The following is a 15,991-nucleotide window of genomic DNA, read 5'->3' on the forward strand; positions in this document are numbered from 1 at the left end:
ATGCGGCGGCGGGCGCCGCCGGTTCGGCGGGCGCCGCCGCCGCGGCTCGCCGCGCGACGCACCCTAGATCGCGTCGGACTCCACCGGCTCCTTGGAGACGAGCTCGTGAACGCCGGAGAGGATCTCGTCCGGGCGGAACGGGTAGCGGCTGATCTCAGCCGTGTCGCTGATGCCGGTCATCACGAGGATGGTGTGCAGCCCGGCCTCGATGCCGGCGACGATGTCGGTGTCCATTCGGTCGCCGATCATGGCGGTGTTCTCCGAATGCGCGCCGATCTTGTTCATCGCCGAACGGAACATCATCGGGTTCGGCTTGCCCACCACATAGGGCTCCATGCCGGTGGCCTTGGTGATGAGGGCCGAGATCGCACCCGTGGCAGGCAGGGGGCCGTCCGCGCTGGGGCCGGTCGCATCCGGGTTCGTCGCAATGAACCGGGCGCCGTTCAGGAGCAGACGGATGGCCTTGGTGATGGCCTCGAACGAGTAGTTGCGGGTTTCGCCGACCACCACGTAGTCCGGGTTGGTCTCGGTCATGATGAAGCCGGCCTCGTGCAGCGCGGTCGTCAGCCCGACTTCCCCGATCACGAAGGCGGTACCGCCGGGCGCCTGGGAGCGCAGGAAGTCGGCCGTCGCCAGGGCGGAGGTCCAGATGCGGTCCTCCGGCACGTTCAGGCCCGATGCCCGCAGGCGGGCACTGAGGTCCCGAGGGGTGAAGATCGAGTTGTTGGTGAGAACCAGGAACGGCGTACCGGCGTCGCTCCACTGCTGCAGCAGTTCTGCGGCGCCCGGAAGCGGGCTGTTTTCGTGGACGAGCACGCCGTCCATATCGGTGAGCCAGCATTCGATGTCTTCGCGGCGTGTCATTGGTGCTCCCTCGGTTCGGGGACAAGCCTAGCGGCGCGAGGTTTCCAGTCAGTTACGCGGTGAGCCAGATCGACCGGGCCGCCGCTGTCGACAGCCGACGGATGCCGCCGCCCGGCAGCCGCACCGCGCCGGGTTCGAGCACGGTGAGCCGGGTTCCCGGGCCGACCCGATCCACGGCGAGGTCGCGCAGGATGTCCGGGTCGCGGTCGCTGATCCGCACCACCTCCCCGACATGGCCGGGGGCGGCCTCCGCCAGCAGCACGGCGGCAGGGCGGGCCAGGGTTCCATCTTCGGCCGGGATCGGGTCGCCGTGCGGGTCGGCGGACGGATGCCCCAGCCGGTCGTCGATCGCGGCCAGCAGCCGGTCGGAGATGGAATGCTCGAGCACCTCCGCCTCGTCGTGCACCTCGTGCCAGTCGTAGCCCATCTCCCGCACGAGCCAGGTCTCGATCAGCCGGTGCCGGCGCACCACCGCGGTCGCGCGTAGGAAACCGGCCCGGGTCAGGGTGAGCGGCCCGTACGGGACGTGCTCGATCAGGCCGCCGGCGGCGAGCTTCTTCACCATCTCGGTGACCGACGACGGCGCCACCCCCAGCCGCGCGGCCAGCACCGAGGGCGTGATCGGGCTCGGCTGCCACTCGGTGTGCGCGTAGATGGTCTTGAGGTAGTCCTCGGCCGCGGGGGTGGTGTGCTTCATGACGCCCTCACGCCCCGGTGAACACGAGCACCAGCAGCACCACGTTCAGCGCCACCAGGAGCACCGCGCAGATCGCGCCGGCGAGGGTCGTGAACCAGCGGTTGGCGTGCTCACCGAGCACCCCGTGCTGCATGGTGAGCCAGACCAGCGGGATCAGCGCGAACGGGATGCCGAACGACAGCACGACCTGGCTGAGCACCAGGGCCTCGGTCGGGTCGAAACCCACGCCGAGGATCAGCAGCGCCGGAATGAGGGTGACCACCCGGCGCGCCACCAGAGGCACCCGCACGCGCAGCAGGCCGTGCATGATCTCCGCGCCCGCGTACGCCCCGACCGAGGTCGACGCCAGCCCGGAGGCCAGCAGCCCGACCGCGAACACCGTCGCGATCACCGGCCCGAGGGTTGCCTCCAGGGCCACGTGGGCACCCTCGAGCGTGTCGGTGCCGGCGACGCCCTGCAGAGCGGATGCCGCGAGCAACAGGATCGACAGGTTCACCGTTCCGGCGATCACCATCGCGATCGTGACGTCCCACTTGGTGGCCCAGAGCAGGCGACGCGTCGCCGCGCGGTCCGCCACGACCGGGAAGCGGTCCCGGGTGAGAGCGGAGTGCGCGTAGATGGCGTGCGGCATGATCGTCGCACCGAGGATGGACGCGGCCAGGAGCACCGAGTTCGCGCCGTCGAAGCGCGGCACGAGGCCGGAGAGGACGCTGCCGGCATCCGGTGGGGCGAAAAACACCCCGGCCGTGAAGCCCACGGTGATGATGAGCAGCAGTGCCACGATGACGCGTTCGAAGATGCGAGGGCCGCGACGGGTCTGCACCGTGAGAACGATCATCGAGATGACGCCGGTGATCACGCCGCCGGCGAGCAGGGGAAGGCCGAAGAGCAGGTTCAGCGCGACCGCGCCGCCGATGATCTCGGCCAGGTCGGTGGCCATGGCCACCAGTTCCGCCTGCACCCAATAGAGGCGCCGGGTGAGGGGACGCCGCATCCGCACCCCGAGGATCTCCGGCAGGCTCGTGCCGGTGACGATGCCGAGCTTGGCCGAGAGGTATTGGATCAGCCAGGCCATCACGTTGCCGGCCACGACCACCCAGACCAGCAGGTAGCCGTAGCGGGCGCCGGCGGTCATGTTGCTGGCGACGTTGCCGGGGTCGAGGTAGGCGACGCCCGCGACCAGGGCCGGGCCGAGCAGCCAGAGCAAGCGAGAGGATGGCGCGGTCGCGATCTCCGGGATCGGGCCTCTCGCATCCGTGCGCACGTTGTTTTTAGCCACACCGAAAGGATAGGGCAGATTTAGGCAGACCGAAAGATCGCCGCCGCACCGCCGTAGTGGTTACTCCTCGCGCAGGTCCTCGGGGATCGTGGTGACGGGCACGGGGCTCTTGCCGCGGGTGCGCATCGTCTCGCGGCCTGCTTTGTAGAGCTCGGACAGGATCGGCACGCCCGAGAGCAGCACGATGGCGATGATGAAGTACTCGGAGTACTTCGCCACGAACTCGATCTGGCCGAGCAGGAAGCCGACGAGGGTGAGGCCGACACCCCAGGCGAAGGCACCGATCAGGTTGAAGAGCACGAAGGTGCGATATTTCATCCGGCCGACGCCGGCGGCGACCGGCACGAAGGCGCGGAACACGGGCAGGAAGCGGGCGATGATGACGGCCTTGCCGCCGTGCTTGGCGAAGAACGCGTTGGTGCGTTCCACGTTCTTCGGGTTGAACAGGCGGTTCTGTTCGCGGGCGAAGACGGCGGGACCCGCCTTCCGACCGATGTAATAGGCGAGCTGGTCGCCGGAGAACGCGGCGATGAAGATGACCAGGCAGGTCACCCAGATCGGGAACGGCACGTCCCCGGTGGCGGTGAGCAGGCCCACAGTGAAGAGGAGGGAGTCTCCGGGCAGGAAGGACAGCACGATGAAGCCGGTCTCGACGAAGACGACGGCGGCGACGCCGAGGAGCACGAACGACCCGAACCAGCCGATCAGCCACTCCGAGTCGAGAAAGTCGATGCCGAAGAGCGTGGGATGCATGGTGGTGGTTCCTTCAATCGGGGTGCGAGCCGGCGAAACGCGAACCCTGCACGCTAGAGTACCCGACGCTGATCCCGGCACGCCCTGCGGTGCTCGGCGGGATACGGTGGATCAGTGCAAGAGTCGCAGAACCCCACGCCCGAATTGTCCACCCACGGCGTCGGACCCTGGGCCGGAGACTGGCCCGAGGAGTCGTTCTACGACCGCGAGCTGCTCGAGCGCGGTGACACGCGCAACGTGATCGACCGCTACCGCTACTGGAGTATGGCGGCGATCGTCGCCGACCTTGACGAGAAGCGGCATCCGTTCCACGTCGCCATCGAGAACTGGCAGCACGACATGAACATCGGCTCGATCGTGCGCAGCGCCAACGCGTTCGCCGCCGACACGGTGCACATCATCGGCCGGAAGCGGTGGAACAAGCGCGGGGCCATGGTCACCGACCGATACCAGCACGTGCTGCACCACCCGGATGTCGCCACCTTCGTCGAGTGGGCCGCCGCCGAGACCCTACCGATCATCGCCATCGACAACGTGCCCGGCAGCGTGATCATCGAAACTTTCCGCTTCCCCGAGCGTTGCGTGCTCCTGTTCGGGCAGGAGGGTCCCGGACTGTCTCCGGAGGCGATCCAGGCAGCGGATGCCGTCGTCGAGATCAGCCAGTTCGGCTCCACCCGCTCGCTCAACGCGTCGGCCGCCGCGGCCGTCACGATGCACGACTGGGTGCTGCAGCACCGATTCTGAGCGCTGACCGCCCGCGACCGGGGGCAACTGTTGCCGAAGCGGACGACTGTCGCCCGTGTGCGGGCAACAGTTGTCCGACCGGGCCACGGTTGCGGCGGGAGGGGGACCCCGGCTGTCATCGTTTAGGGCTAGCGTTGGCTCATGACTGCGATCACTGACGATCTGCCCGCCCGCCTCCTGCACGAAGAGCACGAGGGGTGGCAGGCGATCGTCGCCGGCCACGGCGGTGACTACTACCGGCGAACGATGACCGCGGACGGGCTGCTGATCCTGCCGGGCAGGATCGTCACCCGTGACGAGGCGATCGCCTTCTTCAAGGGGATGCCTGCCATCACCGGCTACCAGCTGCGCGAGCCGGCCGTGGTGCGCCTCAACGACCACGCCGGCGTGCTCGTCTACCGGCTCCTGGCCCACCGCGGCGACGAGATGATCGAGACGAACGCGGCCACGACCTACGTATTCGCCGACGGCGGCTGGTGTGTCGCGGCGCACCAGCAGACCGCCCGGTAGCGGCCCGACGGGGCGGTTTTCCCGCTCCGGTCCGCTGTGTTGTGGCCCGTCCCGGCAGGGTTGTGGACGCCGGAACCCGGGGATACCGTGGCCGACAAACTGCCACAGAAGGGACTCCGGCAATGGCTGATTTCGGTAATGAGGGGCTCGCGGACCTGTACCGTCGAGCCGGTTCGGTGTCGAGCGCCTATGTGGACGTGACCCAGGACGCGCAGAACCCCCGGCGCACCTCCTCCCTGCGCCAGCGCACCCTGCGGGAGGCGCTGACCGAAGCCGGCGCCCCGGAGATCGACATCGGCACCATCATCGAGCTGATCGAGGAGCCGCCGGGTGTGGGAGGCCGAATGGGCCGGCTGATGGTCGTGCGGGAGGGGGTGGTCGAGTTCAACGAGGTGCTCTCAGGAGAGCCGCTCGGCGAGTTGTTGGTCTCCTACGGGCCCGTGCCCGCTCTGATCCCACTGCTGATCCACCGCCCACGGGACCTCAACTACGTGGTGGCCGAGGTCGGGCGCGACGGCGGCGAGGTCACCCTGTACCGGCTGAGCCGCACGCACCCGCTGTCGAAGGTGAGGGTGAAGGGCGACACCGAGTTCCTCACGAAGGTGGGTTCCGAAGACGACTTCCTCGCGAACGGACGCTATCAGCACCGCACGGAGGAGGTGTGGAAGCGCAACGAGGGCCAGATCGCCGCCGCGATCGACGAGGTCGTGCGTGACAGCAAGGCCGAACTTCTCATGCTCACCGGTGACGTGCGTGCGCGACAGCTTCTCGTCGACCAGCTCTCGCCCACCAGCCGCGAAGTGCTGCAGGTCCTGCCCACGAACACCCGTCCGGGCGGCGCCGCCCAGGAGGAACTCGAAGGGGACCTCAACCGCCACCTTGCTGCGATCCTCGCGCAGGAGGAGCACGATGCCCTCGAACGGCTGGGGGCGGGACAGGGCAGCGGCCTCTCCGAGCTCGACTTCGCGGCCGTGGTGCGCGCCCTGCAGCAGCACCAGGTCGACGTGCTGATGCTGGCCCCGGATCGGATGCCGGGGGAGACCCTGATCGCCCTCGACCGTGAGCCCTGGCTGGCCGGCAGCTCGGCCGATGCCCTCGGCGCAGGCGAACTCGGCTCGGTGCCGGCCGCCGACGCGCTGATCCGTGCGGCAATCCTGACGGATGCGCGGGTGATGGTTGTGTCTCCCGGCGAGCTTCCGGCGGAGACGAGTATCGCCGCGCTGCTGCGCTGGTCGACTCTCCCGGCCCCGGCCGAAGCTCCGACCCCCGCAGAGGCAGAGCTCTCCGGGCTCCCCAGCCGCGGCGACGCGGTGACGTTCCCGCGTCGCCGCGCTTCATCCGGCGGTCTGTCGACCGGTCGTGACCGGCCAGAGCGGTAGCGCCCCGCCGCGGGGGCGGCCCCGGCTCAGCTCAGGTTTGCGCGACGGCGTCGGTCGTTGCCTCCGCGAAGGTCACGGTTGAGGCGGCGGTCTCCGAAGTACAGCACGGAGGCCCAGTCGACCTCTTCCGGGGTTCTGGGCACGATCACCGGCGCCGTCGCCTTGGGCTTTTTCGGCGCGACATAGAGCCAGCTCACCATTCCCAGCACGATGTCCACGATCGAGTTGCGGATACCGATGTACGACTTGATGGCCGATGCGGCGAGCACGGCGTTCAACGTGGCGAAGGCCACGTTGCCCCAGCTCTGGTCCAGGTAGTTGCGCCAGATCGTGAGCAGCGAGAACGCGACGATCAGGTAGGGGACGACCACGTACAGGGCCGGCGCGGCCGTGCGGTTCTTCACCTTCGGCGTGCGCACGAAGGGGATTTTCTCCCCGGTGATGGCCTGCTGCATGGACTTGAGCACGCCCGCCAGGTTGACGGGCAGGAGCACGAGGTTGAACCCGTAGATGCGGAAGATGTCGCTGAAGCGGTGCCCGGAGTCCCGGAGGTCGCTGCCCATGGCCAGGAAGTACGGCAGCGCCGCGATGAAGACGACGGGGCTGAGCAGGCGGCTGTCGTAGGGGTAGCCGAGCAGGAACAGCAGGCCGAAGCTGGCCCAGGCGATGGACGCCATGTAGTTCACCCGCAGCAGCACCTCACGGAAGAGGATCTTCTCGCGCTGGTGACGACGGTGGGTCAGCTGGGTCCAGAGCTTGGGCAGGATGAGCAGGCCGCCGTTGGCCCAGCGTCGACGCTGAACGACGAGGGAGCCGAAGTCCGGGGGCGTGGCGCTGTAGCTGAGACGTTCCGGGTAGTTGGCGAGCGTCCACCCGTGCGTGCCGAGGTCGACGCTCGACTCGGTGTCCTCGATCACCGTGCGGTCCTGGATGTAGGTGCGGATCTCGAACCCGCCCACGGTCTCCACCTCGACGATGTCCTCGATGGCCTTCTTGCGGATGATGGCGTTGGCTCCCACCCAGAAGGTCGCGCCGTAGTACGTCATGCCCTGGTGCAGGATGTGCTGGATGTCGGTGGTGGCGCCGGCCAGGCGCTCGATCCGGGTCGGGGCACCCCGGAAGGAGGAGTACGGAGTCTGCGTGACGGCGACGCGTTCGTTGCCGGCCGACTCCAGGAAGTAGACGAGCCGCAGGCAGTAGTCGCGCAGTAGAAGCGAGTCGGCATCGAGTGTCAGGAGGTAGGTCGTGTCGGGGGCGACCAGATCGTCGGGGTGAGGCGTGTCATCGGCCTCCCGGAGCACGACGGAGCCGGCGGTCTCCTCGCTCTGCCAGCGGTGCCCCATCAGGGAGATGTACGAGTTGAGGTTCATCGCCTTGTTGGCCTCGTGCGACAGGTTGCTGAACTTCTTGCGCTCGAAGGTTTCGGTGCGCACGCTGAAGATCCAGGTCAGGCGCTGGTACAGCTGCCTGATCCGGGTGTTGTCCGGTGCCGTGCCCTGGGCCAGGGCCGAGGTGAGGGCGAGGATGGTCAGCCGCAGTTCGCGGGCGAGACCCATGACGACCAGGTCCACGAAGAACTCGTCGACGTGATCCTCGATGCGCTCCGCCTCGGCCATCTGCTCGAGCCAGGCGGCGGCAGCCTCGTACTCGACGATGAGGAGCGGGAGCTCCGCCCGGGAGCCGGCCGCGTCGGCGTGCACACGGTGCCGGAAGCCCTCAAGGGCCGCCGTGAAGCGGGCTGCGGGACCGGCCATGACCGCGGCGATGTCATCCGTCAGCGCCCGGGTCTCCTCGAGTCGGGCCCGGATGGCCGAATCGGTCGGGAAAGGCGGATCGTCGACGAGCAGCACGATTTTCAGGTCGGGGAATTCCTGGAGTGCAGCGGACCAGAGCGTGGCCCGCACCACATGGGGTTCCTCCGCGTAGGAGGGGACGAGGACGGTGATGCCCTCGGTGTAGTGCGCATAGTGGCGGTCGAGTTCGCCGCGGGGAACCCGCTGGTGGTCCTTGAACCGGTAGAGCGCCCCCTGGCGGGCCAGCAGGTACATCAGGGCCGAGAAGGTCAGGAAGGTGACCACGACCACGTAGGAGAGGGTCTCCACCTGGAACCGGAAGCCCGCGTCGGGGTTGTTGGCGAGCTGCTTGAAGATCGTCGAGAACAGGTAGTAGGCCCAGGCCAGAATAGTGATGACGATGCCCAGCCGGCCGAGCGTCAGTTTGCGCTGCGACGGCACCGGATGCACGATCGACAGCGGCTCGGAGCGCTTCTCGGAACCCCACTGCCTCTTGCGGGCCGCGGTGACGCGGGAGGCCGCATCCGCGTCGAGCAGGGGGACGCCCACAATTGCGTCTGAAGATAGTGCCTGATCCGTCATGTTTCTCCGAGCACTGGCCGAACGGGTCAGTCGCCCGTGGAACTTTCGGACCTTGGGCTCCAAATCGGGCCCCTATCATCCGATAATTGCCTTCATAATAGGCGATGGAGAAACGCCGTGCCGGTCTGGCCGGATCATTGTGGGGAGAAATTTTTTGTCAAAGCGCTTTCCTGGTCGCAAATTGTCGCTCGTCAGGGTGCTCGCCCTCGGTGTTGCGGCCGGAGCCGTCGTCGTCGGAGCCGGCTATGGCTGGAACGGATTCGAGGATTCCCGCGCCGCGGCCGCAGGTTCGTCCGGCTTCGCCGGTTACGTCGACGTCACGGCAACGCCCACCTACGCGTTCGAGCAGCCTGCCTCCGATGAGGCCGCCAACGTGGTGCTGTCCTTCATCGTGGCCGACCCGGCCGATGGCTGCACGCCCACCTGGGGTGCCACCCAGACCCTCGGCGAGGCCGAGATGAACCTGGACCTGGACCGGCGGATCGCCCGGCTGGTCGGGGACGGCGGCGAGGTGTCCGTCTCCTTCGGCGGCCTGGCCAACGACGAGCTGGCCACGGCCTGCACGGACCCCCGCAAGCTCACCAAGGCCTATGCCGCCGTCGTAGATCGTTACAACCTCACGTCGATCGACCTGGACGTCGAGGGGGACAACCTCACCGACACGGCCGCCGGCGAGCGCCGGGCCGAAGCGATCGCCGCCCTGCAGAAGAAGAAGCGCGCCGCCGATGAGGACCTCACGGTCTGGCTGACCCTCCCGGTGGCCCAAACCGGCCTCACCGAGGCGGGTCTCACCGCGGTGCAGCAGATGCTCGACGCCGAGGTCGAGCTGGCCGGCGTCAACGTGATGACCATGGACTTCGGAAGCCGTCCGACCTCGATGCTCGACGCGTCGATCGCGGCGGCCGAGGCCACCCACTCGCAGGTGTCCGACCTCTACGAGAACGACGGCCGGGCGATCGGCTCGCAGACGCTCTGGCGCCAGATCGGTGTGACGCCCATGATCGGTCAGAACGACGTTCCGGGGGAGATCTTCACACTGGAGGACGCCGCCGGGCTGAACGCGTTCGCCCGGGACAAGGGCCTCGGGCGGGTGTCGCTGTGGTCGCTGAACCGCGACGCGACCTGCGCGCCGAACTATCCCGACGTGAAGCGCGTGTCCGATGGCTGCAGCGGCGTCGATCAGGGAGATCTTCGATTCGTGGATGTGCTCGGCCAGAAGATCACCGGCCAGCTGGACTCGGACGTTCCCGAGGTGGAGCCCACCGCGAACGCCGCGGTGGTCGACAACCCGGCCACGAGTCCGTATCCGATCTGGGACGAGGAAGTCGCGTACGTCAAGGGCGACCGCATCGTCTGGCACGGCAACGTCTATGCCGCGAAGTGGTGGACGAGCGGAGATCTGCCCGACGACCCGTCGGCTGCGGCCTCGGACGCGGCCTGGAGCCTGATCGGGCCGGTCCTACCGGGCGACAAGCCCGTTCCCGTTCTGACCGTGCCGGCGGGAACCTACCCGGAGTGGTCCACCGAGACCGTCTACCAGCAGGATGACCTGGTCCTGTTCGGCGGACGGGCGCTCATCGCGAAGTGGTGGAACCAAAGCGACAGCCCCCAGGCGGCGCTAGAGGGGGCGACCGCCTCACCCTGGCGACTGCTGAAGAACGAGGAAGTGCAGGACATCCTCGCGGAGCTGGCCACGGCTGTGCCCACGGCGGAACCGACTGCGGAACCGACGGCCGTGCCGACGGCGGCTCCAGCGGAATAGGCGGTCCGGGCGGCGCCCGGAGCACGCCGGCCTGCACCGTGGGGTGCAGCGCGTCGATCTTTCGTTCTATACTGACTAGTCAGTACAAACGAAAGGATCGACGTGCAGTCGACAGTGAGGGCGCACGACCTGGCCCTGCGATTCAAGCGGGGCGCTGTCTACGGGCCCCTGAGCTTTGAGGCCGGCGCCGGTCTCACCGTGCTCTGCGGCCCCACCGGCAGCGGCCGCACCAGCCTGATGCTGACCCTGGCCGGTCGCATGAAGCCGAGCGAGGGAACCCTCGAGGTGCTCGGCCACGAGCTACCCCGACGGGCCCGCCGGGTGCAGAAGCGCACCGGCATCTCGGGCTTCCACGACATCGACGCCCTCGAGGAGTCGGTCACGGTCGGAGCCGCCATCCGTGAACGCACGGCCTGGATCTCGCCCTGGTGGGCGTTCATCCGCTCGGTCGACGACTCGGAGGTGCGCCGCGTGTGTGCCCCCGTTTTCGGTGACGTGCCGATTCCGGCCGCGGACACCGTGATCTGGGACCTCGACGAGGTGCAGACCGTGCTGCTGCGGGCCGCGCTCGCGGTCATGAACCAGCCGAGCATCCTTTTCTTCGACCAGGTCGAGCAGGTGCACGAGCCGGAGTCCCGGCGCATCCTCTGGCAGCGCCTGGCGGCGCTCGCCGCTGCCGGAACCAGCGTGATCGCCTCCGCGACCGCGCCCGAAACCGAGATGTGGGCCGAGCTCGGCCTCGACCCGACCGTCGTCGTGATGAACAAAGCCGGGATGACCCCGGCCGTTCCGCTGAACCAGGCCGTTGTGAATCAGGAGACCCGCTAGATGTTCGCCTTCCTCTCTTCCGGCACTGAGCTGCACCGCTTCGGCAGGGGCAAGATGCCCAAGATCGCACTCGTCGTGCTCATGTTCATCCCGCTGATCTACGGGGCGCTCTACCTGTGGGCCTTCTGGGCGCCCGACCACGAACTCGACCACCTCCCCGTGGCGCTCGTCAACGTGGACGCCGGTGCCAGCCGCGACGGCGAACCGGTCACTGCCGGCCAGGACCTGGTCGATGAGCTGGTCGACGGGCACGAGCTCGCCTGGACCGTGACGAACGCGAAGGAGGCCGCCGCGGGCGTCAAGGACGGCGACTACTACTTCTCGGTCACCATCCCGAGCGACTTCTCGGCCAGCGCCGTCTCCGCGGGCACCGGCACCCCGCTGCCGGCCACTGTGCAGGTCGACTACAACGACAGCAACAGCTTCCTCGCCACCACCATGGGCAAGCAGGCCATGGTGCAACTGCGGGACGCGGTCGCCACCGAGATCGGCGACCAGACCGTGAACGCGCTCCTGGTGGGAGTGGACGATGCCGGTGACGGCATCCGTTCGGCAGCGGATGGCGCGGGTCGACTGTTCGACGGGCTCACCACCGCGTCGGCCGGGGCTGGCTCCCTCCTGGTCGGCCTCGACGCCCTCGCCGATGGTGCGGTGGCCCTCGACGACGGCGCCGCGCGGCTCACCGACGGCACCGGAACCCTGGCGACGGGGCTGGACACGCTGTCCGACGGCGCCCAGACCCTCGCCGGGTCTTCGGTGACGCTCTCCGACGGCACCGTGCAGGTGTCCGAGGGGCTGCAGGCCGCCGCCGCGGGTGCCGCGACCCTGTCCGAGAAGTCGGTGGGACTCGCCGACGGCGCCGACCGGATCGCCGACGGAACCGTTACCCTCGCCGGCGGCACCGCCTCGGTGTCGACCGGACTGAAGGACCTGCTCCTGCAGATGCAGGCGGCACCGGCAGGCACCCCGGTGTCGGCGTTCCTGCCGGCCGTGGAGCAGCTCGGCGCCGGCGCCGCCACCGTGAACACGGGCGCTCAGGGGGCGCTCACGCAGACCCAGACCTATGCCGGACTCAGCGCCCAGTTCTCCGCCGGGACTCAGGAACTCTCCGGCAGGCTGACCGCCGGGGCACCCGGCGCCGCCGAGGTCGCCACCGGTGCCGGGCAGCTCGCGGCCGGCGCGGCGTCCTTGGCGGACGGGGCCGGAACCGCGGCCTCCGGTGCTCACGCACTCTCCGCGGGGAGCACGGAACTCGCGGCGGGCACGGCGGCCCTGGTCGGTGGAACCAGCGAGCTCGCCGCCGGCGGTTCGAGCCTGAATACCGGCGCCGCCGAACTCGCCACCGGCAGCGGCACCCTCTCCGACGCCCTCGCCGAGGGCGGGCAGAGCGCCCCGGACCTCTCCGTCGACCAGATCGCAGCGAAGACGGCCGTGATCGCCAGCCCGGTCACGCTCGTGCAGAAGTGGGAGAACGCCTCCGGTAGCTTCGGCGAGGGGTTCGCGCCCTTCTTCCTGGCCCTGGCCACCTTCGTCGGCGGGCTGATCACCTGGCTGATCCTGCGGGCGCTGCCCACCCGGGCCCTCGCCAGCGCCGCCTCCGGCCTGCGATCGACCATGACCGGCTTCCTGCCGGCGATGGCCATCGGGCTCGCCCAGGTCGTAATCATGGTGCTTGTGCTGGTCTACGGGATCGGCCTGCAGCCCGAACACTGGCTCGGGATGAGCGCGTTCCTCTACCTGACGACCCTCGCCTTCCTGGCCCTGCAGCAAATGTTCATTATCCTGCTCGGCACCGCGGCGGGCCGGGTGGTCAGCCTCGTGCTGCTCATGCTGCAGCTGAGCTCGTCGGGCGGGACCTACCCGGTGGAGACCACGCCCGTGTTCTTCCAGGTGCTGCATCCGTTCATGCCGGCGTCGTACGTCGTCACCGGGCTGCGCGAACTGATCACCGGCGGCATCGACTCTAGACTGTGGGTTTCGGTAGTCGTTCTCGCCGTCATGCTGGTCGGCTCGATCGCGATCAGCGCCTGGAGCGCCGGCCGCCAGCGGATCTGGACCGTGGGCCGGCTGCACCCGGAACTGACCATCTAGAGTGGCCCCGGCCGGGACCGAACCGGCTGGGACCGAACCGGCTCCCGGAAAGGACCTCCCATGGCACGCGCCACCGGAACGAAACGCGCCATCCTCGACGCCACGCTGCAACTCGCCGCGACCAAGGGCATCAGCGGCACCACGATGGACGAGGTCGCGGAACGGGCCGGGGTGGCCAAGGGCAGCCTGTACTACAACTTCAGCTCCAAGGATAAATTGTTCGAGGAACTGCTGCAGGAGGGGGTCGGCGCGCTCGCCGAAACCCTCCGTCAATCCTCGGTCGGGCTGCACGGCAGCGCGGCCCTCGAGGCGCTGGTGCACGCGCTTCTCGAGGGGATCGCGGCGAACACGGCACTGTCGAAGCTGATGGCGGCGGAGATCTTCCGCACCGACCGCACCTGGCAGAAGACACTTTTCGCCCTGCGGCACGAGGCGCTCGCCGTGTTCGCCGAGGCGATCGCGGAGGCGAAGCCGGAGCTCCGCGCCGACGCGACCTGCGGGCTGATGGCCTCCAGCGTGTTCGGCGCCGTGCTGATGGGGGGTCTGGAATGGCTCGTTTTCGAGCCGGAACGGCCGCGGGACGAGGTGGCTGCGGCCATCCTCGAATCCCTCTCCGGAGGACTGTTCGGCGAGGAGCGGCCCGGGCCACGTTAGGATCGAGTGTGACCGGCGACAACTTGATCGAGCAGCCCGAGACCCTTCTTCCCGCGGAACCGGAGGTGATCGAGGCGCTCCGTGGAGCCGATGGCAGCAGTCTGTCCGCCGTGGTGGCGGCGCATCCGACCTCCTCCCTGGCCTGGGCGGTGCTGGCGGACGCCACCCACCTCGAGGGTCGCACCCTGGAGTCCTACGCTTATGCGCGCGTGGGCTACCACCGCGGACTAGACGCGCTCCGCAAGGCCGGCTGGCACGGCCAGGGCCCGGTGCGCTGGACCCACGAACCCAACCGCGGAGTCCTGCGGGCGCTCTACGCGCTGCGCCGGTCCGCGGGCGAGATCGGCGAACAGAACGAGTTCGACCGTCTCACCACCTTCCTGAACGACGCCGATCCCACCGTGATCAGCCGCATCGAGCAGCAGACCATCACGCCGGACGGCTACCGGGCCACCGACCCGGCCCCGCCCACCGAGGCGTTCTTTATCCGAGGAGAAAACTAAATGCCAGCGATCGTTCTGATCGGAGCCCAGTGGGGCGACGAGGGCAAGGGCAAGGCCACCGACCTCCTCGGCAGCCGGGTTGACTACGTGGTCAAGTTCAACGGCGGAAACAACGCCGGCCACACCGTGGTCATCGGCACCGAGAAGTACGCGCTGCACCTGCTGCCGTCGGGCATCCTCACCGCCGGTGTCACCCCGATCATCGCCAACGGCGTGGTCGTCGACATCGAGGTGCTCTTCGAAGAACTCGACGCTCTGATCTCCCGCGGCGTCGACGTGTCCCGGCTCAAGGTGAGCGCCAACGCGCACATCATCACCCAGTACCACCGCACGGTCGACAAGGTCACCGAGCGTTTCCTCGGCAAGCGCCAGATCGGCACCACCGGCCGTGGCATCGGCCCGACCTACGCCGACAAGATCAACCGCGTGGGCATCCGCGTGCAGGACCTGTTCGACGAGAACATCCTGCGCCAGAAGGTCGAGGGTGCCCTCGCCCAGAAGAACCACCTGCTGGTCAAGGTCTACAACCGCCGCGCGATCACGGTCGACGAGATCGTCGAGGACCTGCTCGGTTACGCCGAACGCCTGCGCCCGATGGTCGCCGACACCGCGCTGCTGCTGCACGAGGCACTCACCGTCGGCAAGACCGTGCTGTTCGAGGGCGGCCAGGCCACAATGCTGGATGTCGACCACGGCACCTACCCGTTCGTTACCTCCTCGAACGCGACCTCCGGCGGCGCCGTGACCGGCTCGGGCATCGGCCCGAACCGGATCGACCGCATCATCGCCGTCGTCAAGGCATACACGACCCGCGTCGGCGCCGGCCCGTTCCCGACCGAACTCTTCGACGAGTCCGGGGAGTTCCTGCGTGCCAACGGCTTCGAGTTCGGCACCACCACGGGGCGCCCGCGCCGCTGCGGCTGGTACGACGCACCCGTCGCCCGGTACACGGCCCGCATCAACGGGGTCACCGACTTCGTGCTGACCAAGCTCGACGTGCTGACCGGCCTGGCTACGATCCCCGTCTGCGTCGCCTACAGCGTCGACGGCGTGCGCTACGACGAGGTGCCCGTGTCGCAGTCCGACTTCCACCACGCGAAGCCCATCTTCGAGGACTTCCCCGGCTGGACCGAAGACATCACCGGCGCCAGAACCTTCGAGGACCTGCCGCCGAACGCCCAGGCGTACGTGCTCGCGATCGAGAAGATGAGCGGCGCCCGCATATCTGCGATCGGCGTCGGACCCGGCCGCGAGGCGATCATTTCGCGTCACGATCTCGTCGACTGAGGTCGCCCCCCTGATCCGTTCCACCGCCTGTTGCGCCTCCTGTGGCCGTTCCGGTCGAGAGTGCCCGTTGTAGCGGTCACTCTCGACCGGAACGGTCACTGTCGCTGTCGGTATTGCTGCCACTGTCGCTGTCGGTATTGCTGCCACTGTCGCTGTCGGTATTGCTGCCGGTGCAGGGCCGGCGAGCCCGCGCGGGCCTCCGCCCGGGGTGCCCTGACGAATTCGACGGAGATTTTGCTGCTGGAGGGCTAAAACCGGCCCGAAG

14 protein-coding genes are annotated in these 15,991 nt (G+C 68.5%); 9 read left to right on the forward strand and 5 right to left on the reverse strand.

Translation table 11 applies throughout. From position 1 onward, the window contains the following. Positions 1–63: 63 nt before the first annotated feature. The 4 genes from E3T28_RS16260 to E3T28_RS16275 are packed head-to-tail and all read right to left on the reverse strand — an operon-like array spanning position 64 to position 3,593. Entirely contained in the window at positions 64–864 is an 801-nt protein-coding gene (locus E3T28_RS16260) for an HAD-IIA family hydrolase (RefSeq protein WP_134433248.1), read from the reverse strand. A 52-nt stretch (positions 865–916) separates the two neighbouring features. Continuing rightward, positions 917–1,561 (reverse strand): metal-dependent transcriptional regulator, encoded by a 645-nt coding sequence (locus E3T28_RS16265; protein ID WP_134433250.1) that lies wholly within the window; start codon positions 1,559–1,561, stop codon positions 917–919. 7 nt (positions 1,562–1,568) lie between these two features. Beyond that, complete coding sequence (locus E3T28_RS16270; RefSeq protein ID WP_420898279.1) at positions 1,569–2,840, reverse strand: Nramp family divalent metal transporter; 1,272 nt, start codon at positions 2,838–2,840, stop codon at positions 1,569–1,571. 60 nt (positions 2,841–2,900) lie between these two features. After that, complete coding sequence (locus E3T28_RS16275) at positions 2,901–3,593, reverse strand: DedA family protein (RefSeq protein WP_134433252.1); 693 nt, start codon at positions 3,591–3,593, stop codon at positions 2,901–2,903. Positions 3,594–3,707: 114 nt separating this feature from the next. Here E3T28_RS16275 and E3T28_RS16280 point away from each other — a divergent pair, with 114 nt between their 5' ends. The 3 genes from E3T28_RS16280 to E3T28_RS16290 all read left to right on the forward strand — a co-directional run bounded on the left by E3T28_RS16280 (position 3,708) and on the right by E3T28_RS16290 (position 6,226). Further along, on the forward strand, positions 3,708–4,337 hold the full coding sequence (locus E3T28_RS16280; RefSeq protein WP_134433254.1) for a TrmH family RNA methyltransferase: 630 nt from the start codon (positions 3,708–3,710) through the stop codon (positions 4,335–4,337). 141 nt (positions 4,338–4,478) lie between these two features. Further along, on the forward strand, positions 4,479–4,847 hold the full coding sequence (locus E3T28_RS16285; RefSeq protein ID WP_134433256.1) for a DUF4440 domain-containing protein: 369 nt from the start codon (positions 4,479–4,481) through the stop codon (positions 4,845–4,847). 122 nt (positions 4,848–4,969) lie between these two features. Further along, positions 4,970–6,226 (forward strand): baeRF2 domain-containing protein, encoded by a 1,257-nt coding sequence (locus E3T28_RS16290; RefSeq protein WP_134433258.1) that lies wholly within the window; start codon positions 4,970–4,972, stop codon positions 6,224–6,226. A gap of 26 nt (positions 6,227–6,252) precedes the next feature. On the opposite strand, the gene E3T28_RS16295 is transcribed toward E3T28_RS16290, so the two are convergent. Continuing rightward, complete coding sequence (locus E3T28_RS16295; protein ID WP_134433260.1) at positions 6,253–8,601, reverse strand: glycosyltransferase family 2 protein; 2,349 nt, start codon at positions 8,599–8,601, stop codon at positions 6,253–6,255. A gap of 181 nt (positions 8,602–8,782) precedes the next feature. On the opposite strand from E3T28_RS16295, the gene E3T28_RS16300 reads away from it, so the two are divergent. The 6 genes from E3T28_RS16300 to E3T28_RS16325 all read left to right on the forward strand — a co-directional run bounded on the left by E3T28_RS16300 (position 8,783) and on the right by E3T28_RS16325 (position 15,726). Next, a complete protein-coding gene (locus E3T28_RS16300) occupies positions 8,783–10,363 on the forward strand; it encodes a carbohydrate-binding protein (protein ID WP_241979406.1) in 1,581 nt (526 codons plus the stop codon). A 102-nt stretch (positions 10,364–10,465) separates the two neighbouring features. Next, the gene (locus E3T28_RS16305) at positions 10,466–11,191 is read left to right on the forward strand and encodes an ATP-binding cassette domain-containing protein (protein ID WP_134433264.1); all 726 of its coding nucleotides are present in this window, start codon (positions 10,466–10,468) and stop codon (positions 11,189–11,191) included. Further along, entirely contained in the window at positions 11,192–13,282 is a 2,091-nt protein-coding gene (locus E3T28_RS16310) for a YhgE/Pip family protein (RefSeq protein WP_134433266.1), read from the forward strand. It abuts the gene before it with no gap. A 60-nt stretch (positions 13,283–13,342) separates the two neighbouring features. Beyond that, positions 13,343–13,936: a TetR/AcrR family transcriptional regulator gene (locus E3T28_RS16315; RefSeq protein WP_134433268.1), complete on the forward strand. Its 594-nt coding sequence runs from the start codon at positions 13,343–13,345 to the stop codon at positions 13,934–13,936. Positions 13,937–13,944: 8 nt separating this feature from the next. Next, complete coding sequence (locus E3T28_RS16320; protein WP_134433270.1) at positions 13,945–14,439, forward strand: DUF3151 domain-containing protein; 495 nt, start codon at positions 13,945–13,947, stop codon at positions 14,437–14,439. Beyond that, positions 14,440–15,726, forward strand: a complete 1,287-nt coding sequence (locus E3T28_RS16325) for an adenylosuccinate synthase (protein ID WP_134433272.1) — start codon at positions 14,440–14,442, stop codon at positions 15,724–15,726. Positions 15,727–15,991 lie beyond the last annotated feature (265 nt).

It is taken from the genome of Cryobacterium sinapicolor, assembly GCF_004403465.1.
In the GTDB taxonomy this organism is placed as follows: domain Bacteria; phylum Actinomycetota; class Actinomycetes; order Actinomycetales; family Microbacteriaceae; genus Cryobacterium; species Cryobacterium sinapicolor.

What these genes read in the sequence shown, in the direction of transcription:
- E3T28_RS16260 (WP_134433248.1), bottom strand. Translation starts at nt 864, where the DNA reads ATGACACGCCGCGAAGACATCGAATGCTGGCTCACCGATATGGACGGC.
- E3T28_RS16265 (WP_134433250.1), bottom strand. Translation starts at nt 1,561, where the DNA reads ATGAAGCACACCACCCCCGCGGCCGAGGACTACCTCAAGACCATCTAC.
- E3T28_RS16275 (WP_134433252.1), bottom strand. Translation starts at nt 3,593, where the DNA reads ATGCATCCCACGCTCTTCGGCATCGACTTTCTCGACTCGGAGTGGCTG.
- E3T28_RS16285 (WP_134433256.1), top strand. Translation starts at nt 4,479, where the DNA reads ATGACTGCGATCACTGACGATCTGCCCGCCCGCCTCCTGCACGAAGAG.
- E3T28_RS16290 (WP_134433258.1), top strand. Translation starts at nt 4,970, where the DNA reads ATGGCTGATTTCGGTAATGAGGGGCTCGCGGACCTGTACCGTCGAGCC.
- E3T28_RS16295 (WP_134433260.1), bottom strand. Translation starts at nt 8,601, where the DNA reads ATGACGGATCAGGCACTATCTTCAGACGCAATTGTGGGCGTCCCCCTG.
- E3T28_RS16310 (WP_134433266.1), top strand. Translation starts at nt 11,192, where the DNA reads ATGTTCGCCTTCCTCTCTTCCGGCACTGAGCTGCACCGCTTCGGCAGG.
- E3T28_RS16315 (WP_134433268.1), top strand. Translation starts at nt 13,343, where the DNA reads ATGGCACGCGCCACCGGAACGAAACGCGCCATCCTCGACGCCACGCTG.
- E3T28_RS16325 (WP_134433272.1), top strand. Translation starts at nt 14,440, where the DNA reads ATGCCAGCGATCGTTCTGATCGGAGCCCAGTGGGGCGACGAGGGCAAG.